This window comes from Bartonella sp. AA23NXGY, assembly GCF_042197165.1.
Classification (GTDB): Bacteria; Pseudomonadota; Alphaproteobacteria; order Rhizobiales; family Rhizobiaceae; genus Bartonella.
The window spans coordinates 1-22,899 of the sequence record NZ_JBHIRO010000007.1 but is presented as its reverse complement, the minus strand read 5'-3'; the positions used below and the strand labels follow the sequence as shown (position 1 = coordinate 22,899).

The window sequence follows — 22,899 nt, the reverse complement described above, 5'->3', positions numbered from 1 at the left end:
GACTAAGGTTTTGTCTTCTTTTCGCCTGATATATTTGACATTATTGCTGTTTTCACTTTCTATTGTGGGGATCTTACAGCCATCCCCAAGTAAAGCAACGAACTTCTTCAAATGGTTATCACAACAAAACAAACAGACACAGCAGCCACCGCAAATTATAGAACAAAAAATAGACAAGCCGCAAAAAAAGATCGTAACACAAAAAAACATACAAAAGCTAAAAAATGAGAATGCAAAACGCATTCTTGTTGTAGGGGATTTTGCAGCCTCCGCTGTTGCCGATGCACTTAAAAAGTTTTTTATAAATAATAGCGATATCGTTATCATGAACAACACAATACCAGCTTCCGGCTTAGTTCGAACGGATTATTATTCTTGGCAAAGCAATATTTCTAAACTCATTGACCAAAATAGCCCCGATGTTATTATCATGATGATCGGTGCAAATGATAATCAACCCATCACAGACTCTCATAACATGATTAACACAGATCAGTCAGAATGGATACGCATCTACAAACAAAGAATTATCGAAATTACTGAAAGTCTTCACGCCTCTGGAAAATCATGGATATGGATAGGTCAACCTTCTTTTGGAAATGACCTTTTGACACAAAAAATGAAAATTTTTAATGCGCTCTATAAACAAGAAACAGAAACAGCAGGAGGGTATTTTCTCGATATCTGGAGCGGCTTTAGTGATGAAGAAGGAATTTTTTCTTTTTCAGGCTATGATATTAATGGAAAAACAACCAAATTACGCACCAATAATGGCATGCATTTCACCCCTGAAGGAAAGAAAAAAATTGCCTCTTATTTAGAAAAACCATTGAAAAATATTTTAAATTTTCACGCCTTTTCTCATGAAAATTCATACTCAACCGATAAAGCTATTCAAAAACTTATACAAGAATCAGAGAATCAAGAGCGGAGTAAAATTATGCGTCAGCTTCCAATGAACCTCGATGATATGGTACAAAAAAACACTCACCTTTTAGGCAAAAGAAAGTCAAGTTTTATAAAAAAATCATGGTTTCCACCAAATGGGCATCAAAAAGATCGAGCTGATAATTTTTCTTTCCCATAATGTCTATTTAAAATACAAAATCTATTTTCCTCTATAAACAAAAAGCGAATAAGATAAAAAACTCTGTTTACAGAGCTATAATGAAGAGAAAATTTGCATAAATCGCAACTGTACCTTTCGAATAATATGAAAACGGCATGGTGTTAACCATACCGTTATATCTTATAGTCCACGTTTGTTAATCATTGCCTCTGGTAAAGGCATTCGTCCCCGAAAAGCTTTATAAAGCTCCTCTGGATCACGACTTCCTCCAGCGGAGTAAATAAAACGTTTCAACTTATCAGCAAGCTCTGAATTAAAAACATCTCCCGTTTCTTCAAAAGCTTGAAAAGCATCAGCATCAAGCACTTCCGACCACATATAAGAATAGTAACCAGATGCATAACCATCTCCCGCAAACACGTGCATAAAATGTGGGGGACGATGACGCATAATAATTGTATCAGGCATTTGCAGCTTTTCTAATTCTTGGCGTTCAAACACTGTTGGATCAGTGACTGTTTCGCCTTGATGAAAAGCCATATCCACTAAAGCTGATGAGATAAATTCAACGGCAGAAAATCCTGCATTAAATGTCTGTGCTACTAAGACTTTATCTATCAACTCTTGTGGCATAGGATGACCTGTTTTTGTATGTATAGCATAAGATTTTAATATCTCTGGTACTGTTAACCAATGTTCGTAAAGTTGAGAAGGTAGCTCAACAAAATCACGTGAAACAGATGTTCCCGACACAGATGGCCATGTGACATCAGAAAGCAAACCATGCAATGCATGTCCAAATTCGTGGAAAAGCGTACGTGCATCATCAAGTGATAAAAGAGCAACTTCCCCTTTAGGTGGTTTAGCAAAATTACAAACATTGTAGATAATAGGCTTTTGTCCGCCATCCAATTTATGTTGTGATTGCAAACTACTCATCCACGCACCGGAGCGTTTTGAAGAACGCGCAAAATAATCACCAATAAAATGCCCAAGTAGACTTCCATCAGACTTTTTTACTTCCCACAAACGTGCATCAGGATGCCAAAGTGTAACAGCGTTTTTTTCTTCAAATGTAATGCTAAAGAGTTTTTCGGCTACCCCAAAAGCCGCTTTAATCATAAGATCAAGCTGAAAATAATATTTAATCTCAGCGCTATCGAAAGAAAGTTTTTCAGTGCGAAGTCTTTCAGCATAATAACGCCAATCCCAAGCAGCTAAAGATTCATTGCTGCCCTGATTGTTGGCAAAATTTTGTAAGTCAATTTGCTCAGTAGAAGCTTTCGCTCTTGCGCGCTCCCATACAGGCATAAGCAAATCCATAACGGAATCAACACTTTTAGCCATAGTATTATCGAGCTTCAAATCTGCGAAAGATTTATATCCCAATAATTTAGCCTGCTCATCTCGAAGCGCAACAATCTCTACAATAATTGTTTTATTATCATTCTTGTTATTATTTTCACCACGTTTAGCCCAAGCTTGGAATGCAACCTCACGCAAATCACGACGATCAGAGAATTTTAAAAAAGGTTCAACAATCGAACGTGCTAGTGTTAATGCATACGCTTCTTCATTGCCTCTTTCACACGCAATTTCCTTCATTGAAGCAATGAGATCTTGCGGTAAACCAGATAAGTCTGTTTGTTTTAAAAACAGAATCCATTCAGCTTCATCATTTAAGACATTTTGTCCAAAAGTAGCATTTAAAAAAGCAAGTCTTTCATTAATTTCCAAAAGCCGTTTCTTAGCTTTTTCATCGAGTTTTGCCCCATGACAAACAAACTTTTTCCACCATAATTCAAGAACACGTGTTGTTTCACTCTCAAATGTGCCCAGCTGCGACTGTTTATAAAGTACATCTATTTTCGCAAATATCCGCGCATCCATCATCATTTTTGAAGAATAACGAGAAAGTTTTACAACGAACTCTTGCTCTAGCTGTTGAATTAATACATTCGTATGAGCACTGGTGCGTAAGAAAAATATTGAACAGACACGATCAAGCGCTTTGCCGCAAAGCTCAAAAGGCTGCAAAAAATTCTCAAGCGTTGGTGGTTCTTGCACCATCGCAATTGCCTCTAGTTCTTCTTCTGCTTCTTGAAGTGCCTGTTCAAAAGCGGGTTTAAAATCTTCGTCACTTATAGAAGAAAAATCAGGAAGACCTGAAAATCCCTTCCAGTCCAGCACTGCTGCTTTTGTCATAATACTTTATGTCTCCATTATAAATTTAAACTGTAACAATTATCTTTACGACACAAATTGATAACATACTAAAACTATTTCGTGAGTTTCAAAACTACCTTTCAAAACCCTATTGAATAAAAAAACCTGAAAATCGTAAAGTTCTTTCATTCAAACCATATTATATTGAAGCAATAAAGATTATTCGCTCGCACATCACAATAGAATTGCATATTAACAAAAACACTTGGAGAAAAGCATAATCTCCACTCTTTATAAAATATTGCTTTAGATTCTTTTGAAAATCGCAAACTACATTAAAGAAATGATGGTAAAATCAGAACTGATTTTTACATTTACGTTTTTATATTATCCTCAAATTAAGCTGTATTCTCGTTTTAGTGATTCAGAAACTTGTTTATAACTTATAATTTATCCTTGACTTTACTTCAAATATTAACAATTGGGAATATAGCTGGGGAGTTTTTTTAAATCTTCCATAAACTTTTGTTTTTATCTCATCTATTATCTAGATTTACAACTCTCCAACTCTTCAGGAGGTACTTTATCATGACTGAAATCAAAACGGCCTTCGACTTCAAAAAATTTTCTCCTGAAGCTCTCGCTGAAAAGTTAAAGAACCAGCATTTTGCAGACTCTATTGATATCATCAATGACCTCGATATCATGGAACGTGTAACTATTCTTAGTCTTCTGCCTCTTGATTATGTTATCGAACTTTTTGATAAACCAGAGCTTGAGCAACCTGCTGCCATCCTAGAACTTCTCCCTATAAATCGTGCTGTTGAAATTCTTGATGGCATGTCTGCCGATGCTGCTGCAGACGTCTTTCAAGAAATGGATAAGGAAACCCGTACACGACTTTATGCCTTGCTTAACCCCTTAACGCGCGCTGAACTTAAAAAACTCACCAGTTATCCTGATCATACAGCAGGAGCACTGATGACAACAGAGTTTATAGCCGTTCCTTCAAACTGGACCATACAAAAAACTTTGGATCACATTCGTGAGGTCGAGCGAACACGTGAAACAGTTTATACCAGCTATGTAATTGACCCCAAAACAGGTACTCTTCTCAAAGCTGTTTCCCTGCGTAACCTTATTCTTGCCTCACCTGATGAACAAATTCTTAATGTCCCTACCCATGACTCGCCCATTACAATATCACCTTTCACACATCATGAAGATATCGCACGCCTTTTCCAGCGCCATGATCTTCTCTCTGTGCCTGTAGTTGATGAAAGTAACCATGTCATTGGCATTGTAACCGTTGATGACGTGCTTGATACTATGGTCGATGAAATGAATGAAGATGCCTATAAATTTGGGGGTATGGAAGCACTTAATAAGCCCTATATGCAAATTAAGTTTCCTGAAATGATGAAAAAACGCGGAGGCTGGCTCGCTTTACTCTTTATCGGTGAAATGCTGACAGCAAGCGCTATGCAACATTTCGAAACAGAACTCGAAAAAGCGATTATTCTTACACTGTTCATACCTCTCATTATGAGCTCAGGAGGAAATTCCGGCTCACAGGCTACATCCCTTATTATACGTGCATTGGCTTTACGTGAACTCACGTTGAAAGACTGGTGGAAAGTGATCATTCGTGAAATTCCAACAGGACTATCCCTTGGTCTCTTACTAGGAATTATTGGTGTTACGCGCATTGCTCTTTGGCAAAAACTGGGTATCTACGACTATGGCCAACATTGGATTGCTATTTCGACAACAGTGGGTACAGCTTTAGTTGGAATCGTTACCTTTGGTTCTCTTTCTGGATCTATGTTGCCTTTTATTCTTAAAGGTTTAAAATTTGATCCAGCAAGTGCTTCTGCTCCTTTTGTGGCAACTTTAGTAGATGTCATGGGCATTATAATCTATTTTTCTGTAGCTTCTCTCATTTTGTCAGGAACTCTTCTTTAAACATGTAAAGTAAAAACTCTTACTTATGGAAAAATCTTGTCATGTAACCTAAGATTCTTTCCATAAGAGAATAAGCTTTATTATTTATTTTCTAGCGCACCGCTCTATAGATAATTTATTATTTTTTTGAATAACAGCTCCGAATAACGTAATTTTACCTCATCATAAAGCTTCTCATATTAAATCGATTAAAGTCATCTTCTTGCCAGTCACAAACGAGATCGGTGTATGTCTAAAAACTATTCAAGAAAAAATAAAATACTTCTTATATCCTCTCTCTCTCGTATCAAAAACTGGCGCAATATTGACAGCTGAGAAAGAATAATCATGATGATACTCAACAGGCTTTATATTTCTTCACAAAGGCGTTAATAGTATACTATTCGCGTATATTATATCATTTATGAGCTCTATCATGGAATGGATGTAGTGTACGTTAAGCAATCTCTCTTAAGTACATGAATATGCAACAAAAAGTATATGCTGTTTAAAGTGTTCTGTTTGGCATGAAAAGCATACTCCTATTAGAGAGTGCAATTAACAAAAGTAAGGCAATGCACTATCTCCATGGTTTAAAAGATATTACTTTAGATGCTTTTGAAATTATAAATTGGATTAACAGCAAAGATGGGAATTTTCTTTGGATGCCTTCATATTCTTTCTAAATAAGACTGTATGCCGAGTTCATAAATAAATCAAACAGATATAACTCTTGCCCAATCTGGCATACAAAAGCTAGAGCTTCTTATAAAATTCTTAATCATCTCAATATTTACCTCAAATACACGGTTGCATTAGATCTGGATTTTGATTGACAAGTTATAGAATAAGAAAAAGCTTTATTTAGAATAAAAATGTTGTACAGTTGTCAATAAATTGGCTATGGATTGAGAGATATTCCGGATTTTTATTAATCTCTTTGCAAAACAACAACAATAATATGGCTAGCTTTATACTTACTCTTACAAGAGCTCATATAAATTCCTTGTGTCATATTGATAAAAATCAAGTTGACGGTGATTTTTTGGATAATTCTTAGCTCGAGAATAGAACATACGTACTATAAAAACTTTTACGAAGCTTCAGAAATTGAAGCTCAATAGAGCCTTAAAGACTTGGATAAATAGTTTTGCCATAAAAATATTGCCTCCATCTTCCAAAATTATAAAAAAACATGTAAAAGGTTTTCTAATAGTCAGGCAAAGAATGTAAAGACTTTACCTCAAATGAAATTTCATTAAACGAAAAGAAGAAAATTTATGCAATTGCGTAACATTGCCATCATTGCCCACGTTGACCATGGGAAAACAACGCTTGTAGACGGGCTTCTCAAGCAATCAGGAAACTTCCGTGATAATCAGCGTACAAGCGAACGTATGATGGATTCAAACGATATTGAGAAAGAACGCGGAATTACAATCCTAGCGAAAGTGACATCTGTTGTTTGGAAAGATACTCGAATTAATATTGTTGATACACCAGGACACGCTGACTTTGGTGGAGAAGTTGAACGCATCCTCAATATGGTTGATGGAGCCATTGTACTTGTTGATGCTGCTGAAGGACCAATGCCACAAACAAAATTTGTCGTTGGCAAAGCATTGAAAGTAGGATTGCGCCCTATTGTTGCTATTAATAAAATTGACCGACCGGATGCACGCGTTGATGAAGTCATTAATGAGGTTTTTGACCTTTTCGCTGCTCTTGACGCAACCGATGAACAGCTTGATTTTCCTATTCTTTATGGATCTGGACGCGATGGATGGATGGCTGAAGCCCCAGAGGGACCAAAAGATCAGGGATTAGGTCCTTTATTTGATCTTGTGACGCAGCATGTCCCTTCTCCTAGTGTAGCAGAAGGACCGTTTCGCATGATTGGAACTATTCTTGAAGCGGATCCGTTTTTGGGACGAATTATTACAGGACGGATTCATTCTGGCTCTCTAAAACCCAATCAAAATGTCAAGGTTCTTGGACAAGATGGAAAACTTTTAGAAACTGGGCGTATTTCAAAAATTTTAGCATTTCGTGGCTTAGAACGGCAACCTATTGAAGAAGGAAGTGCTGGTGATATTGTTGCGATTGCAGGTCTGCAAAAAGGTACCGTTGCTGATACTTTCTGTGATCCTACTGTCAATGAACCCCTTACTGCCCAACCAATTGATCCTCCTACTGTTACTATGAGTTTTCTCGTCAACGATAGTCCCCTTGCTGGAACTGAAGGCGATAAAGTAACAAGTCGTGTCATTCGTGACCGATTGTTAAAAGAAGCAGAAGGCAATGTCGCTCTTAAAATTGAAGAATCAGCCGATAAAGATTCTTTCTACGTTTCAGGACGAGGAGAATTACAGCTTGCAGTTCTCATTGAAAATATGCGCCGTGAAGGATTTGAACTTAGTGTTTCACGCCCACGTGTTGTTATGCAAAAAGATGAAAATGGAATAACTCTTGAGCCAATCGAAGAAGTTGTTATCGATGTTGATGAAGAATATTCCGGTACTGTTGTACAAAAAATGTCTGAACGTAAAGGCGAAATGGTGGAGTTACGTCCTTCTGGAGGTAATCGTGTCCGCCTTGTCTTTTATGCCCCAACCCGAGGACTCATTGGTTATCAATCTGAACTTTTAACGGACACACGTGGTACAGCAATTATGAATCGCCTTTTCCATGCTTATGAACCTTATAAAGGAGACATTGCTGGTCGTGTTAATGGTGTTATGATTTCAAATGACAACGGTGAATCTGTCGCTTATGCTCTTTTTAATCTTGAAGATCGTGGACCTATGATCATCGATGCGGGTGTGAAAGTCTATCAAGGTATGATTATTGGCATCCACTCACGAGATAATGACTTAGAAGTTAATGTGTTAAAAGGAAAAAAACTCACCAATATGCGCGCTTCTGGAAAAGATGAGGCCGTAAAGTTAACGCCTCCCATTAAAATGACATTAGAACGCGCCTTATCGTGGATACAAGATGATGAGCTTGTAGAGGTAACCCCTAAAAATATTCGTCTCCGCAAGCTCTATCTTGATCCTAATGAACGTAAACGTTTTGAAAAAACACGTGCATCAATTTCAAATTAATTTCATAATCTCTTTGGTAAAATATTTAATTGTATTGAGCCTCACTATATTCCAGAAAGGATGTCTCTATGAATATTAAGGAAATACCCGTAGGCAAAAATCCACCAGAAGATATTAACGTTATTGTGGAAGTCTCCCTTGGTGGGCAGCCAATAAAATATGAGATGGATAAAAAGTCGGGTGCATTATTTGTTGACCGTTTTCTTCATACATCAATGGTTTATCCTGGAAATTACGGTTTTGTCCCTCATACGCTTTCAGATGATGGTGATCCTATTGATGTCCTTATCTGTAATACCCGTCCACTTATGCCTGGTTGTGTTATTAATGTTCGCCCCATCGGAGCTCTAATGATGGAAGATGATGGTGGTAAAGATGAAAAAATTATTGCCATTCCCACTACAAAATTAACAAAACGCTATATCAATATTCATGACTATACAGACCTGCCCGAGATTACACTCAAACAAATTGAACATTTCTTCAAGCATTACAAAGATCTGGAACCTGGAAAATGGGCTAAAATTGAAGGATGGCGTGATAAAAACTTTGCTCATGAATTAATTAGGCAAGCTGTTGAGCGCAATAAAAAAGTATAACGATTTTAATAAAATAAAGCCTATAAAAAAATAGGCTTTGTTATTTATTTTTTCTACGAGATGTAATCTCTAAAGGATTGCCATATCTGTTTTAGCTCTTCTAAATGTGTTGAAAAGTAAAGTTGTTTGTAGCGAGATATTGCACCGTTTTTCAGAGAAATAGAAGAAGATGGGATTCTCCACTGCTTCGCAAGAAATTTAATGAGAGCTTTATTCGCTTTTCCATCTTCAGGAACAGCACGAAGGCGTATAACCAGATATTGTTTTTCACCATCCCTACATTCAACCCCTATTATTTTGTCAACAGATGATTTTGGAATGAGATATACAAACAAAATCAAGTTATTTTTATCAACTTGATAAAACATGTATTCGCCTCAAGTAATATTTCTATACATACATGTTTGCGTAAACGCGCCACATAAAAGTACGAATAAAATAAATAATAATGAACACTACAATAGGTGAAATATCAATCGTTCCAAAATTTGGTAAAATTTGCCGGATACGGCTTAGAACGGGATTTGTAAGACGATATAGAAAGCTTCCTATCAAAACAACAAAGCGATTGCGTGAATTTATGATATTAAAGACATAAAGCCAAGAAAAAATGACACTAGCGATTAAAATATCAATATAAATCTCAAAAATCAAATCAATCGTTCGAAGCAATGCATAAATCATGCGTCATCCCTTTCAATCAAGGAAACAGAAGAGCGTATAGAAAACCTTCATTAAAGCAGGTCTGTGTATCAAAAAATGGTTTTATATTTCAATACTCTTTTTTCTTGAATAAAAACCAGACATCTAAATTCTTCATCTCTCTATTTAATGACGATGCAGTTAGAAAACAAATATCAAAATTAAAAATAGCACATAAAATAGAAGAAACGGCAAAAAATCTGAATATCCCTTATAGGATTAATCTTAAATCTCATCGTTTTAATTATTAATTATAAAAAACAAACAAACTAAAAACGGCCTTTTAAAGGCCGCTTTTAGTTTTAAAATTATTTCTGCAAAGCAGTCAAACGATTAAGAGCACTGCTAAAACCATCTAGCTGAACAAATAAATCATTCAAAGCTGGTTCACCTGCAGCAGCAATTGTCATCGCCAACTTTAACTGTTTTCCAGAACGTAAAGCTGCTACGTGATTTTTGTCAAAAACGACAGGAACCACACAACCTGCTGGTACACAAGTCCGGATACCGGTTTCGATAACAGCTTTTCCCTCATCAACTTGTAAACGAACAGGTTTAGAAACCAAAATGCCAAAAGGAACTGTTAAATTACCAGATACAACACCCTCAGCATCGAGAGTAAGGCCCATAGCCACAACAACACGCCCCTGCTCATTTACTTCTTGACGGTGCATAAAACAAATTCTTTTCCCTTCTTGTATACCACAGTTAATAGTCCACAAACCGTAGGTTTCAGTCAAAGAAGAAGCTCCATTTGGCAATGTCGCTGCCGCATCTTTTGATGCAGGAGGCTTTGAACTTGTTGCAAATGCAACAGATGAAATACTCAAGAGAGTAAAAACTATAAGTAAATTAAATAACTTTTTCATTTTATATTCCTGTTCTTTACATAAAAGATAAACATGTTTATTATTTATTATAATATAAAGCATCTTAATAAAAAAAGCTTTCTCATAATCATATAGCTTTTATAATGGTCTAAGGCTACCTCGAAATTCGCTGACAACTTTCGTATAAACGTGCTTTTTAAAAGAAACAGCAATCAACGGAAGGGTTTCTAGATCAATCCATTTCCATTGATCGAATTCCGCTTTATTGCCATCTGGTGGCGGATTAATCGCAATTTCAGAAAGCTTTCCTGTAAACTGGAAAGCAAACCATTTTTGTATTTGCCCACGATATTTATTTGTTAATGTGCACCCAATAAGTTCTTGTGGAAAATCATAATGGAACCAATTTTGTGCTTCTTTAATCAACTTTACAGATCGAATACCCGTTTCTTCATAAAGTTCACGATATGCCGCATCTAATGGTTTTTCATCTTCATCAATCCCTCCTTGAGGAAGCTGCCAACGATGAGATATGTCAATATCTGCATCTGCATGAATGGGCATCATTAAACGACGCCCAACCCACACTTTCCCCTCATGATTAAAGACAACAATCCCAACACATTTGCGATATGGAAGAATCTTCAAATTAATATCTGCATCCATTTAATATTCCTCAAAATCGCAAGCTATAGATATCAATTCTCACTTTAACACATCCTTATTGGGATCTGGTGGAAATGCTGCATTTGCCATTTCACCTCGTAACAGTTTATAAGCCTCATTCAATTGAATATCATCTTTAGGGTCTTTGGGAACAAAAGCAGCTGAACCAGATCCTTTATTACTCTCTCGTTTTCCTTTGATATGTCCTTTTAATGCAGACTCACCAACTTTTACATCATAACCTTTATATTTTTCAGGGAGTGGTTGCTCTACAATAATATCTGGTGTGATCCCTGTTCCTTGAATAGAAGTGCCTGATGGCGTGTAATAAAGTGCTGTTGTTAAGCGTAAAGCCCCATTTTCACCCAAAGGAATAATTGTTTGAACAGATCCTTTACCAAAAGACTGCGTCCCTAAAATTGTTGCACGACGATGATCTTGCAGTGCACCCGCAACAATTTCAGAAGCACTTGCTGAACCACCATTAATAAGAACAATGAGCGGTTTTCCATTAATGACATCACCTGGCTTCGCATCAAATCTTGTCACATCACTCTTTTTGCGCCCACGAGTCGACACAATTTCACCTTTATTGAGAAAAGCACTCGAAACATTAACAGCTTGATCTAAAAGCCCACCGGGATTAAGCCGCAAATCAAGGACGTAACCTTTTAGCTTATCTTCAGGAATTTTAGATTGGATATCTTTAATTGCCGCTAGAAGATTATTTAATGTCTGTTCAGAAAACTGGATAACTCTTAAATATCCAATATCACCTTCAACCCGATATTTCACCGCTTTTACTTTGATAATATCACGAACAATCTTCACTTCAAATGGCTTATCAACGCCAGAACGAATAATTGTTAAGGTAATTGGTGTTCCAGGAGCACCTCGCATCTTATTAACAGCTTCATTCAATGTTTGACCATTCGTTTGTACATCATCAATTTTTGAAATAAGGTCTCCTGCTAGAATACCTGCTTTTGAAGCAGGAGTATCATCCATTGGTGAAACAACTTTAATTAAGTTTTTTTCCATAGTGACCTCAATACCAAGACCTCCGAACTCTCCTTTCGTAGAATCCCGCATATCCTTGGCTTCTTCAGCATTCAAATAAGATGAATGAGGGTCCAGTGATGTGAGCATGCCATTGATAGCATTTTCAATAAGCTTTTTATCATCTGGAACTGTAACGTATTGCATACGCACACGCTCAAAAACATCGCCAAATATAGCTAGCTTTTTATATGCATTATCTTCATTATTCGCAGCAACAGACTGCACCATAATCATTGAACAGGCGCCGAGCAATACCCCAGCGACCAAAAGAATAACTTTACGAATCATTTTGGCTCCTTCTTATTTTTTCAGTCTGCCACCAAGGAGTTGGATTTACAGGTTTTCCCTGCTTTCTAAACTCAATGTAAAGCATTGGAGAAGTTTTTCCTATATCCAATGCAACACTGTTTGAAATAAATTGCATTTCCATTATACCCAGAGGCTCACCTGAAAGAACAAACTGCCCCTGTTTTACATTAATTCTCGACATTCCAGTAAGAATGATATGATAACCATTTCCAACATTGAGAATGATTAAATGTCCGTAAGAACGAAATGGCCCAGCAAAAGCAACAAAAGCATCCACAGGTGATATAACAACAGCTCCTGACTCTGTTTCTATCGTTTCACCAAAGCGCGTAATCTGCGAACTTTTGTTAGAGTGATGTATTCTTTTTCCTGAAACAGGAAAAAGTAAAGAACCTTTTCGGCTTTCAAAATTGGACTGTTCTAACAATTGCAAACTTTTCCGTACCTGTACTGATGCATCAGAGCTAAGTTTTGACTGACGGTCGAGCTCTAAAATCAATTCTTCTAAAGACTGCGCTTTTTTAGCAAGAGCAATATTTTTTTGTTGCTGTTCTGTAAGTTCTTTTTCTGATTTTTTTTGTAGTTTGTTTTTTTGGTCTAATAAAAGCTCTAGACGTTTTCGCTGCTCTGCTTGATTTTGCAGCTTTGTCTTTAATGCCTTATATTCCGTAGTAATGGAATTACTCAAATTGGTCAACTCCTTGAGTTTTTCTGTTAAATCTCGTGTTTTCTCTTGCATCTGAGGAATAACGGTACCTAATAAAACAGAACTACGTATAGAAGCCAACGCGTCCTCTGGCTGTATCATAAGAGCAGGAGGCGGATTCAATCCCATACGCTCCAAAATTGCAAGAACTTCCGCAAATTCAGCACGACGATTTTTTAAACGTTGATAGACTTGTACCCGCTTTTCTATCATTTTTTTAAGCTTTTCTTCCCTTTTAGCAATATCATCTGCTACTATACGTTCTTCTTTAGCCGCCTTTATGAGTGCATCACTCAAAACACGTTGATCTTTTTTTAAATGCTCAACTTGATGCATAAGAAAAGCAACACGCTCACGCGAAAGTGAAATATTTTGGCGAATTTCTCCTAATTCTTTATGGACTTCCGTACTCCTCATTGTATCTTCCGCATGCGATACAGAAAAGCAAAAAAATATACTCAAGAGCAGAATGACAAATATGACGCACTCCTCATATAAATATAGCATCTTTCTATGAAGAAGCTTTTTCATTTGCAAAAACCATGACACCTCATCGTATACATTAGAGATGCTTTAAATGGTGTCAGCTAAAACAATATTAATAAACATATAAATAAGTGCTAAAAATTGAACAAAAATATTAAAAACGATGATACGGATGATTATTTTCAATTGTTACAGCGCGGTAAAGTTGTTCTGTAAGAAGAATACGTGCAATTTGATGTGGCCACGTCATCAAACCAAAAGATAAAAGAAAATCAGCACGCTTCCTTATTTGTTCATTATGCCCATCAGGTCCTCCCAAAGCAATGACGACATCTCGAATGCCCTCATCACGATAACGCCTCAATTTTTCAGAAAAAGAAATTGACGAAATCGATTCTCCACGCTCATCTAACACAATTAATCGACATTTTTCAGGTAAAAATTCAATAAGTTTTCTCCCCTCTTCCTCCATACGCTGACACGCTGTTTGAGCACGACTTTCTGGTATCTCTTGTAACTTTTTTAAATGAAAGCCTACATCTCCAGAAATTTTAGAAAAACGATCCAAATAATGCTGAACTAATTTTTGCTCCGCCCCACTTTTCATACGACCAACCGCAAAAATAGAAATTTGCATTTTAATGATCTCCGAAGAGAAGCAAAGCCGTATCGTTTAAATCCGGCGTCATCCATATTTTTTCTAAATTATAAAAAAGACGAATTTCTGGACGAAAAAGATGAATGATAATATCACCTGTATCAATCAATACCCAGTCACCTCCAGCAAGCCCTTCTACACGCGCAAGCCCCTGCCCACTATCTTTCCAAGTATGTAATAAATGATCAGCAACAGACGATACATGACGCTGCGAATTTGCTGAAGCTATGACCATATAATCAGCCAAAGATGACTTCCCTCGAATATCAATAGCAACAATATCTTCTGCTTTTGTATCTTCTAAACTCTTGAGAATAACTTCAAGACTCTCACTAACAGAAAAAACTTTTTTTTCTTTTGAAGGCATAATATCGTAAGAGTGTTTGTGTGCAATGTTTTTCAGATCAATATCCTTTCTTATCGTTGTGGAATCTAAAAAAGAGACTTCTCTAAAGAGAAACAGAATCTTATGAAATGTTCAAGAAAAATCATTCTTCTTCAAACGAAGGTTTGTTGAAGATTGAAAAGATAAAGGTCCATGCAAATAAGTCCAAACTGGTGGCTTGATAAAAGGTAATCGCTTACTTTCTCTCTCATCCAAACGAAAACGGCGATAAATATGTGCCATAGGAGAGGAAAGTGCTGACCGATTGCCTAAAGGACGATCAATAATCGCAATAGGAAGCATAGAGACGATATCATGCCATCGATACCAATGATGTATCGTCGCAAAACTATCTGCCCCCATAATCCATACAAAATTTACGCCACTGTAATGAGTAAGAATATGAAAAATCGTATCTACCGATACTTTGCTCCCTATAGCTTTTTCAAAACCTGTCAAGCGAATTTTCGGATGGTCAATAAGTTTAAAACTTAATCGCATTCTCTCCTCTAAAGGGAGCAACTGTGTACAATCCTTTAAAGGATTTCCTGGAGTGATCATCCACCATAACTGATCAAGATGCAAACGCCGAATGGCAATTTTTGCAACAAGAAGATGCCCCGCATGCGGTGGATTAAAGGAACCACCAAAAAGACCCACAACATTAGATCTTTCAACATGTGGCATACAATTTTTCCATGGAAAAAATGGTGTTCTCAAGCTCTAACCTGACCATTTCCTTTAACGTGATATTGAAATGATGTTAGCTGTCCAACACCTATGGGACCACGTGCATGCATTTTTCCTGTTGCGATACCAATTTCCATTCCAAAACCAAATTCACCTCCATCAGCAAATTGTGTAGATGCATTGTGTAATAAAATAGCTGAATCTAAATGATTAAAAAAATTCTTCACCACTTCCAAATCCTCAGCAATAATCGATTCCGTATGTCCTGATGAATAACGCTTGATATGAGCAATGGCTCCCTCAACACCCTCAACCGTTTTAACAGAAAGAATAGCATCAAGATATTCATGCGACCAATCTTCTTCAGAAGCTAATTTGACATCTGGCATAAGAAAAACAATATCTTCTGTGGCACGAATTTCACACCCCTTTTCCTGTAAAGCAGTTAAAACAGGAAGAAATTTTTTTAATGCTTGGCTGTCAATGAGAACTGTCTCAACAGCACCGCATATCCCTGTTCGCCGCAGCTTTGCATTTAAAACAATATTGCGTGCCATATCTAAATCTGCCGATTTATCAATATAAATATGACAAAGTCCCTCCAAATGAGCAAAAATTGGAACACGTGCATCAGACTGAACGCGGGCAACAAGGCTCTTTCCACCACGTGGTACGATCACATCAATCGCTCCATCCAATCCTTTGAGCATTTCCCCAACGGCAGCACGATCTGTCGTTCCAACCATTTGGATAGCATCTTTGGGTAAACCAGAGCGCTCTAAACCTTGTACCAAAGCTAAATGAAGAGCATGAGAAGAATGAAAGCTATCCGAACCACCGCGCAAAATCGCAGCATTACCTGCTTTTAAGCACAAAGAACTCGCATCAACTGTAACATTGGGACGACTTTCATAAATAATGCCAATCACACCAAGAGGTGTTCGTACACGACTTATATGAAGCCCATTTGGACGCGTCCATTCATCCATCACTTGTCCAACAGGATCAGATAAACGAGCAACTTGGCGAACACTGTCTATCATTGCACGTAAACGCAAATCATCTAATTTTAGCCGATCAATCATTGCAGCTTTCAAATTATTCTGAGCAGCATTCTCTAAATCTTGACAATTCGCCCGTAAAATTTCATCTGACTGAGCCTCTAGACTTAAAGCGATCATTTCTAATGCATTGTTCTTTTGCTCAGAAGAAGCAATAGCCAATGCTGCAGCGGCATAGCGTGCTTTTTGTCCCATATCTTTCATTTTTTCTTCTAAAGTCATCGTAACATCCACTCTGCCAAAACAATAAAAACAAAAGTAACTTTTTTAAACAGTATTGGTCAAGCAACGTACAATCATATCATTACGATGCACCATAGCAGAGCGCGCCTCATACCCAAGAATAGCTTCGATTTCTTCACTTTTATGTCCTATAATGCGTACAGCCTCATCTTTGTCATAGCTTACAAGTCCACGCGCAATCTCAACTCCATCTGTACCAACAATTGCAACCGTATCCCCACGCTGGAAATTTCCCTCAACGCCAATAACCCCTGCAGCTAATAATGATTTTCCTGATTCAAGAGCCCTAATGGCTCCTTGATCAATCGTCAAAACACCAGATGGATCTAAATGACCAGAAATCCATGTTTTCCAAGCATTGACAGATTTCTTACTTGCCGCAAAAAAACTCTTGCGTTCACCTTTGTCAATTGCAGCAAGAGGATTCATACGCTTGCCTGAGGTGATAATCATCGCCGTTCCAGCAGCATTAGCTATTTTTCCGGCTTCAAGCTTAGTCTTCATTCCTCCCCGTGAAAACTCTGAAGCAGCAACATCTGCCATTTTTTCGATATCATGCGTAATGGATGCAACAAAAGGTATAAATTCAGCCGTAGGATCACTATGGGGAGACTTTGTATAAAGACCATCAATATCGGATAAAAGTATTAAAAGATCTGCCCTCACCATTGTTGCCACACGTGCAGCTAAACGATCATTATCACCATAACGAATTTCAGTTGTTGCAACAGTATCATTCTCATTAATAACAGGCACAGCTCCCAAATATAAAAGCGTCTCAATCGTTGCACGTGCATTGAGATAACGCCTTCGCTCCTCCGTATCAAATAAAGTGAGCAAAATTTGGCCTGTTTTGAGCCCATGTTGAGCAAGCGCATCACCATAGGTTTTTGCTAACTCAATTTGCCCCAAAGCAGCACATGCCTGACTTTCTTCCAATTTCAAAGTCCCCTTAGGAAGCTGTAGCAATGTCCTTCCTAAAGCAATAGCGCCTGAAGACACCAATAATATCTCTACGCCTTTTTTATGCAATTCAACAACATCATTGATCAAGCTTTTAAGCCACTCAACCCGTAAACCTGCCTGAGGATCAACCAAAAGGGCAGATCCAATCTTGACCACAATACGTTTATAGTGTGTAAGTTTTTGCGATCCAACAGCCATCTCAATCAACCTTGCTATCCCCACTGATCTCCTCTTTGCGTGACATTTCAATAATATGTGCACCAGCACGCAGCACATTTTCTAAACCTTCGCGGCTAACCGCAGAAAACATCATAACAGGTTGATCCGTTACTTTTTGCAAAGCTTCCCGTTTAGCTTCACGCTCTTCAATCGTTAGCGTATCTATCTGGCTTAAAGCAACAATTTCAGTTTTATCACTTAGATTATTTCCATATGCCTCAAGTTCATGACGCACAATTTGATATGCTTTTGCAACATCTTCTTCTTGAGAAGAAATTAGATGAAGCAGTACGCGACAACGTTCCACATGTCCTAAAAAACGATCTCCAATTCCCACACCTTCATGCGCTCCTTCAATTAATCCTGGAATATCAGCCAAAACAAATTCACGACCATCAATACGTACAACACCAAGATGAGGATGTAGAGTGGTAAAAGGATAATCTGCAACTTTTGGTTTTGCAGCCGTTACAGAAGCTAAAAAAGTTGATTTTCCGGCATTTGGTAAACCAACAAGCCCCGCATCAGCAATCAACTTCAAACGAAGCCATATTGCACGCTCTTCTCCAGCCAAACCTGGATTTGCACGACGCGGTGCCCGATTTGTCGATGTTGTAAAGTGAAGATTGCCAAAACCGCCATTCCCTCCTTTTGCAAGGCGATAGCGCTGTCCCACTTCCGTTAAATCACATATTAACGTTGTATTATCTTCTTCAAAAATTTGAGTCCCAACCGGAACTTTAAGGATGACATCATCACCCTTCTCACCCGTCATATTACGCCCCTTGCCATGTCCCCCTGTTTTTGCTTTAAAATGCTGTTGGTACCGATAATCAATCAGCGTGTTAAGTCCATCAACAACAAGAGCCCAGACATCACCACCCCGTCCTCCATTCCCTCCATCAGGCCCCCCAAATTCTATGAATTTTTCACGGCGAAATGATACTGCTCCAGAACCTCCATTACCAGAACGAATATAAACTTTAGCTTGATCAAGAAATTTCATTGGAAACACTCACTGAGGAATCAATCTCTCTACCTCTATAGGCAATACATTAATTTTACCAGTTTTTCATCATTGATAACAGAAAAACTGTCACTATCGCTGATAACTCTTTGAGAAAAAAATCATCGCATTTAAATAGGTTAAGTAAAGTTAAGTCTTCTTAAAAGAAGGTGCTATTCTTGTATTTTTGTTTTTCCCTTAAATTCAAGCGCTAGAAGATAAAGCTCTACTGATTCTGATCGGCTTGCGGGTGGTTTAACATGGTAGACTTTTTTAAAATGCTGTTTTAATCTTGCAAGAAGAGTGTTTTCTGCTCCCCCTTGAAAAGCCTTTGCTAAAAAATATCCCCCAGGCTTGAGAACCGAAAGAGCAAAATCAGCCGCAACTTCACATAAATAAATCGTTCTTAAATGATCCGTCTGACGATGACCTGTTGTTGGCGCTGCCATATCAGAAAGAACCACATCCGGTTTTGTCCCTAAAGTTTCAATTAATTTCTGCGGTGCATCTGTATGCAAAAAATCCATTTCCAACATGGCAACTCTAGGTAATGGATCAACATGTAAATAATCAATACCAACAACGCTAGGATCCTCATCACTTGACCCTACTATACGCTCAACCACCTGACACCAGCCCCCAGGTGCTGCTCCTAGATCAATAACCTTTTGACCTTTTTTCAAAAACCTATAGCGCTCATTAATTTCAATGAGTTTATAAGCCGCACGCGAACGATACCCATCTACTTTTGATTGATGGACATAAGGATCATTCAGATGCCTCTCTAACCATCGTCGTGATGAAGCTTTAATGGTTCCTGCTTTCTTTTTTACGCGCTGATATAATTCATGTGACCCTGAACCTCCATAGCCACCTCTCGGTGTTTTTGTTGTTTTTTTCATCGTTATTCATTGTCTCCATATTTAATTCTCTAACACTTGAAATCTCTGCTCTTTCTACGACGACACCATACCCCATCGCGTAACATTAGCTCTATCAAAATTCCTTCCCTTAATCCACGATCAGCAACTCTTAAACGCTGACTTGGCCAAACTTCCCGAATAACATCTAAAATTGCACAACCAGCTAAAACTAAATCTGCTCTCTCGCGCCCAATAAAAGGACTTATGACACGTTTTTCTATATCCCATGATAATAGACGTTGTGTCATAAGTGTAATGTCTGCATCCTTCATCCAAATGCCATCCACTTTTTTCCTATCATAACGCTCTAAATTAAGATACATTCCTGCTAAAGTCGTAACCGTACCGGAGGTTCCCAAAAGATGAAACTTTGAACCTTGTGCTAACTCTCCTAATTTATGACGATCTGAAAAATTATTTAATAACCCTCGCACATAACTTTTCATTTTTTCAAAATCGTCTAAGCTAATATCATTCCCTCCAAAACGTTCAGCAAGCGTAACAACACCAACAGGAAGAGAAGTCCAAGCGATAATTTGTCGAGCTAAACGAAAAGAACGCTTTTGAGAAACATCAAGTAGCACAATTTCTGATGATCCTCCTCCAATATCAAAAAGCACAATTGCGTCAGTATTTGGTTCAACAAGTGTACTACACCCTGTAACAGCAAAACGCGCTTCTGTTTGCCGATCAACAATTTCCAATTCAAGACCTGTCTCCTCCAAAACACGCTGAATAAAATGTCTACCATTTTCTGCAGAACGACAAGCTTCCGTTGCAATCAAGCGATAACGCTTAATATGCCTTTGTTTTAGCTTTAAATGACAAATCTTTAATGCTTCAATCGCACGATCCATAGCTTGTGTATTAAGAAAACCGTTATTTATTAAACCTTCTCCCAATCGTACAATACGAGAAAAAGCATCAACAACACGAAAATATCCAGGTTTACTGGGAGATGCGATAAGAAGACGACAATTATTTGTTCCGAGATCAAGTGCCGCATAAAGAGGTGGAGATTTTACTGGATGGAACCGTCGAAGAAAAGGTGCTTTGAGTTTTTTTGTTTTTTGAGTACCTATCATTATCTGATTATGAAACTCAAAAGCTGTCTCAGATTGAACAAAAACCTGTTTCTGTTCATAATGTTTTTTTCTCTGTTGTCTCTTTATATCAACAAGGACAGAGTATACCTCTGTTCGTGACAATGCAGAAAGATTATTTGTACTACTACCGCACTGATCATACAACTGATCTGCTTTGGTATCGTATATTTCTCCTCGCTTCAACTCTTTTGAACCATAATTTAACGGGGTCATTTCCCTTATCCCTTGAGCGTTCCCCCCAATAAATAAACGCGAAAATTCTTCTGCTCATTCCTAAATAAAGCAATAATGCAGCATCAAATGATAAATATAAGAAATCACTCTTTCTTTTCCTATCATTAAAATTTTCTACACTAGCATCATTCAGATTTTTGTATAATCTTTCGGTTGTTTCCGTGAAATCATGCTTCTCTTTATCAACTTAAAACTATAAATTAATCGTTTACGTTCACATCAATTTTTATAAATTATGCTCTTTTCTTTATACCATTTACACGGAGCACACCTCTATTGTAACAAACCTACACTATCATACTATTTCCTGAATCTTAAGGTTACAACAACCTATACATTAGTACGGTTTATAAGAAAAAATTTTTTTAATCTCGTTATCTACACACGAGCTTCGTTTGTTATATGCAATGAAATGGCTTTGATTATGCTGGAATAAAAGTTCTATAGTACTACAAAATGCAATTACAATAGCTGTTATTTTGTGAATACCAATAAAAACTATCGTTCAAAAAAATCTCTAGAATTATAACTTTATCTGAAAAATATTAATGCATAATCAGACCGCTTTAAAAATCCATTTGAAGCTTAAAAAAGAATTTAGTCTACTCATTATTGTAAGGAATAAATCGAGTATTTCTAATCTTTTTTACTTTTAATAACTAACGAAATCATTCTTTAAGCATTATGGAAAACACTAACTTGATTTTCTATTACATATAAAGAACTTACTGTAACTTTATATTCAACTCTCACTCTTTCCAACAAATCACCTCGATATCATATTATATAAAACTTCTTACTTATTTGATCTTATAATTTACACTCAGAAATATAATACAACAATTTATGGAAAAATGACTCTTGTTAAAAATACTCGATGAATTCTAAGGACGGAAAGAATTAAGTGCTGCATTTAACCCTTTAAATGGTACAGTAAAAGAAAATACCTTACCTTCTTTAGTTTTATAGGAAATACGTACCTTATTGTTCTGCTCTATTTGTTTAGTCAAAACCGGCCCTACAGGTGATTGTGCCAAACAAACCGTTTCATTACATTGCGTATAATTAATAAGAACAGGTTTTTTAACACCTTTTACAAACATTTGAATCGGAACATTTATATCAGAATTTGGCAATGTTCGAAAAAGCATCACTGCTTGACCACTTGTCGTAGAAACAAGAGACCAACTAAAAATGGTATTTCCTTCTTGATCATGAACCGTCTGTGTCACATTACATATACCTTGCTTATGTTTAAGCTTTTGTTTTTCGTCACAAATCAAAGTCCAATCATAAAACTGCATAATAATTCGACGTGTTTCGCCAGGTTCTCCCTTAGGTATCGATAAGTGCGGTGGATGCACTGTATAAATATTATTGTTCTCGTTGGCAAAGCTTTCGCTCTTGCCTATTAAGGCAAGAGCAAACAGCAGAACCTTTACTAACATACTTCTCGTTTTTACAATAACAGCCATTTTTTCTATTATCATCTCAACCTCAGAGTAATTCCAGCACCTATTCCCCAATGACCTCCAGCACTTGTCACAGATACATTCGAGCGAATATTTCCATCTTCAGATGTATAACCAGCACCAATAGCAAGTGCAGATTGACTGCGCCATAAACCACTCCCAAATGAAACACTTAAAGATCCTGGTATATCATAGTAACGTAAGTTGGACACCGCTAGACCAATAGCAGCAGCTTGTCTTGCTTCTTTCCGAACATCCTGAATAGCATAATTCAATGTCTCAAACTTCAT

Annotated in this window: 21 protein-coding genes; 4 read left to right on the top strand and 17 right to left on the bottom strand. The window is 37.3% G+C overall.

All coding sequences use genetic code 11. The features are described 5' to 3' along the window. Window positions 1-10 precede the first annotated feature (10 nt). Window positions 11-1,087: an SGNH family hydrolase gene (locus tag ACFINY_RS05060; RefSeq protein WP_375611853.1), complete on the top strand. Its 1,077-nt coding sequence runs from the start codon at window positions 11-13 to the stop codon at window positions 1,085-1,087. Between the two features lie 162 nt (window positions 1,088-1,249). Here the strand turns inward: ACFINY_RS05060 and ACFINY_RS05055 are convergent, their stop codons facing one another. Beyond that, complete coding sequence (locus ACFINY_RS05055) at window positions 1,250-3,274, bottom strand: M3 family metallopeptidase (protein ID WP_375611854.1); 2,025 nt, start codon at window positions 3,272-3,274, stop codon at window positions 1,250-1,252. A gap of 549 nt (window positions 3,275-3,823) precedes the next feature. Between ACFINY_RS05055 and mgtE the strand changes: the two genes are divergently transcribed. From mgtE to ppa, 3 genes are all read left to right on the top strand, one after another. Continuing rightward, window positions 3,824-5,200, top strand: a complete 1,377-nt coding sequence (mgtE, locus tag ACFINY_RS05050) for a magnesium transporter (protein WP_375611855.1) — start codon at window positions 3,824-3,826, stop codon at window positions 5,198-5,200. A gap of 1,259 nt (window positions 5,201-6,459) precedes the next feature. After that, on the top strand, window positions 6,460-8,286 hold the full coding sequence (gene typA, locus ACFINY_RS05045; RefSeq protein WP_375611856.1) for a translational GTPase TypA: 1,827 nt from the start codon (window positions 6,460-6,462) through the stop codon (window positions 8,284-8,286). Window positions 8,287-8,354: 68 nt separating this feature from the next. Then, a complete protein-coding gene (gene ppa / locus ACFINY_RS05040) occupies window positions 8,355-8,885 on the top strand; it encodes an inorganic diphosphatase (RefSeq protein ID WP_375611857.1) in 531 nt (176 codons plus the stop codon). A gap of 53 nt (window positions 8,886-8,938) precedes the next feature. Here the strand turns inward: ppa and ACFINY_RS05035 are convergent, their stop codons facing one another. From ACFINY_RS05035 to ACFINY_RS04960, 16 genes are all read right to left on the bottom strand, one after another. Beyond that, window positions 8,939-9,253: a DUF167 domain-containing protein gene (locus ACFINY_RS05035; RefSeq protein ID WP_375611858.1), complete on the bottom strand. Its 315-nt coding sequence runs from the start codon at window positions 9,251-9,253 to the stop codon at window positions 8,939-8,941. A gap of 22 nt (window positions 9,254-9,275) precedes the next feature. Then, on the bottom strand, window positions 9,276-9,569 hold the full coding sequence (locus ACFINY_RS05030; RefSeq protein ID WP_375611859.1) for a YggT family protein: 294 nt from the start codon (window positions 9,567-9,569) through the stop codon (window positions 9,276-9,278). A 326-nt stretch (window positions 9,570-9,895) separates the two neighbouring features. Next, a complete protein-coding gene (locus ACFINY_RS05025) occupies window positions 9,896-10,456 on the bottom strand; it encodes an invasion associated locus B family protein (protein ID WP_273790632.1) in 561 nt (186 codons plus the stop codon). A gap of 99 nt (window positions 10,457-10,555) precedes the next feature. Further along, complete coding sequence (locus tag ACFINY_RS05020) at window positions 10,556-11,083, bottom strand: RNA pyrophosphohydrolase (protein WP_375611860.1); 528 nt, start codon at window positions 11,081-11,083, stop codon at window positions 10,556-10,558. 39 nt (window positions 11,084-11,122) lie between these two features. Beyond that, window positions 11,123-12,433 (bottom strand): S41 family peptidase, encoded by a 1,311-nt coding sequence (locus ACFINY_RS05015; protein WP_273790634.1) that lies wholly within the window; start codon window positions 12,431-12,433, stop codon window positions 11,123-11,125. After that, complete coding sequence (locus ACFINY_RS05010; RefSeq protein ID WP_375611872.1) at window positions 12,423-13,667, bottom strand: murein hydrolase activator EnvC family protein; 1,245 nt, start codon at window positions 13,665-13,667, stop codon at window positions 12,423-12,425. The genes ACFINY_RS05015 and ACFINY_RS05010 overlap by 11 nt, the downstream gene beginning before the upstream one ends. A gap of 133 nt (window positions 13,668-13,800) precedes the next feature. Continuing rightward, on the bottom strand, window positions 13,801-14,283 hold the full coding sequence (gene rlmH / locus ACFINY_RS05005) for a 23S rRNA (pseudouridine(1915)-N(3))-methyltransferase RlmH (protein ID WP_375700905.1): 483 nt from the start codon (window positions 14,281-14,283) through the stop codon (window positions 13,801-13,803). A gap of 1 nt (window position 14,284) precedes the next feature. After that, a complete protein-coding gene (gene rsfS / locus ACFINY_RS05000; protein ID WP_375610572.1) occupies window positions 14,285-14,671 on the bottom strand; it encodes a ribosome silencing factor in 387 nt (128 codons plus the stop codon). A gap of 111 nt (window positions 14,672-14,782) precedes the next feature. Further along, entirely contained in the window at window positions 14,783-15,376 is a 594-nt protein-coding gene (locus ACFINY_RS04995) for a nicotinate-nucleotide adenylyltransferase (protein ID WP_375611862.1), read from the bottom strand. A gap of 29 nt (window positions 15,377-15,405) precedes the next feature. Beyond that, window positions 15,406-16,662, bottom strand: a complete 1,257-nt coding sequence (locus ACFINY_RS04990; RefSeq protein ID WP_375611863.1) for a glutamate-5-semialdehyde dehydrogenase — start codon at window positions 16,660-16,662, stop codon at window positions 15,406-15,408. Between the two features lie 45 nt (window positions 16,663-16,707). Continuing rightward, window positions 16,708-17,847 carry a glutamate 5-kinase gene (gene proB, locus ACFINY_RS04985; RefSeq protein WP_375700904.1) on the bottom strand — a complete coding sequence of 380 codons (1,140 nt, stop codon included), beginning with the start codon at window positions 17,845-17,847 and terminating at the stop codon, window positions 16,708-16,710. Window position 17,848: 1 nt separating this feature from the next. Continuing rightward, window positions 17,849-18,874: a GTPase ObgE gene (obgE, locus tag ACFINY_RS04980; RefSeq protein ID WP_375650917.1), complete on the bottom strand. Its 1,026-nt coding sequence runs from the start codon at window positions 18,872-18,874 to the stop codon at window positions 17,849-17,851. Window positions 18,875-19,047: 173 nt separating this feature from the next. Beyond that, the gene (locus ACFINY_RS04975; RefSeq protein WP_375638350.1) at window positions 19,048-19,776 is read right to left on the bottom strand and encodes an RlmE family RNA methyltransferase; all 729 of its coding nucleotides are present in this window, start codon (window positions 19,774-19,776) and stop codon (window positions 19,048-19,050) included. A gap of 29 nt (window positions 19,777-19,805) precedes the next feature. Then, window positions 19,806-21,116: a Ppx/GppA phosphatase family protein gene (locus ACFINY_RS04970; protein WP_375700903.1), complete on the bottom strand. Its 1,311-nt coding sequence runs from the start codon at window positions 21,114-21,116 to the stop codon at window positions 19,806-19,808. Between the two features lie 905 nt (window positions 21,117-22,021). Continuing rightward, window positions 22,022-22,627: an invasion associated locus B family protein gene (locus ACFINY_RS04965; RefSeq protein WP_375611868.1), complete on the bottom strand. Its 606-nt coding sequence runs from the start codon at window positions 22,625-22,627 to the stop codon at window positions 22,022-22,024. After that, window positions 22,624-22,899 (bottom strand): YadA-like family protein (locus tag ACFINY_RS04960; RefSeq protein WP_375606732.1); only part of this gene is annotated, 276 nt, incomplete at its 5' end. The genes ACFINY_RS04965 and ACFINY_RS04960, both read right to left, overlap by 4 nt.

Coding starts and splice junctions, on each gene's coding strand:
- ACFINY_RS05055 (WP_375611854.1), bottom strand. CDS start 3,274: ATGACAAAAGCAGCAGTGCTGGACTGGAAGGGATTTTCAGGTCTTCCT.
- mgtE (WP_375611855.1), top strand. CDS start 3,824: ATGACTGAAATCAAAACGGCCTTCGACTTCAAAAAATTTTCTCCTGAA.
- typA (WP_375611856.1), top strand. CDS start 6,460: ATGCAATTGCGTAACATTGCCATCATTGCCCACGTTGACCATGGGAAA.
- ppa (WP_375611857.1), top strand. CDS start 8,355: ATGAATATTAAGGAAATACCCGTAGGCAAAAATCCACCAGAAGATATT.
- ACFINY_RS05035 (WP_375611858.1), bottom strand. CDS start 9,253: ATGTTTTATCAAGTTGATAAAAATAACTTGATTTTGTTTGTATATCTC.
- ACFINY_RS05030 (WP_375611859.1), bottom strand. CDS start 9,569: ATGATTTATGCATTGCTTCGAACGATTGATTTGATTTTTGAGATTTAT.
- ACFINY_RS05025 (WP_273790632.1), bottom strand. CDS start 10,456: ATGAAAAAGTTATTTAATTTACTTATAGTTTTTACTCTCTTGAGTATT.
- ACFINY_RS05020 (WP_375611860.1), bottom strand. CDS start 11,083: ATGGATGCAGATATTAATTTGAAGATTCTTCCATATCGCAAATGTGTT.
- ACFINY_RS05015 (WP_273790634.1), bottom strand. CDS start 12,433: ATGATTCGTAAAGTTATTCTTTTGGTCGCTGGGGTATTGCTCGGCGCC.
- ACFINY_RS05010 (WP_375611872.1), bottom strand. CDS start 13,667: ATGCTATATTTATATGAGGAGTGCGTCATATTTGTCATTCTGCTCTTG.
- rlmH (WP_375700905.1), bottom strand. CDS start 14,283: ATGCAAATTTCTATTTTTGCGGTTGGTCGTATGAAAAGTGGGGCGGAG.
- rsfS (WP_375610572.1), bottom strand. CDS start 14,671: ATGCCTTCAAAAGAAAAAAAAGTTTTTTCTGTTAGTGAGAGTCTTGAA.
- ACFINY_RS04995 (WP_375611862.1), bottom strand. CDS start 15,376: ATGCCACATGTTGAAAGATCTAATGTTGTGGGTCTTTTTGGTGGTTCC.
- ACFINY_RS04990 (WP_375611863.1), bottom strand. CDS start 16,662: ATGACTTTAGAAGAAAAAATGAAAGATATGGGACAAAAAGCACGCTAT.
- proB (WP_375700904.1), bottom strand. CDS start 17,847: ATGGCTGTTGGATCGCAAAAACTTACACACTATAAACGTATTGTGGTC.
- obgE (WP_375650917.1), bottom strand. CDS start 18,874: ATGAAATTTCTTGATCAAGCTAAAGTTTATATTCGTTCTGGTAATGGA.
- ACFINY_RS04975 (WP_375638350.1), bottom strand. CDS start 19,776: ATGAAAAAAACAACAAAAACACCGAGAGGTGGCTATGGAGGTTCAGGG.
- ACFINY_RS04970 (WP_375700903.1), bottom strand. CDS start 21,116: ATGACCCCGTTAAATTATGGTTCAAAAGAGTTGAAGCGAGGAGAAATA.
- ACFINY_RS04965 (WP_375611868.1), bottom strand. CDS start 22,627: ATGATAATAGAAAAAATGGCTGTTATTGTAAAAACGAGAAGTATGTTA.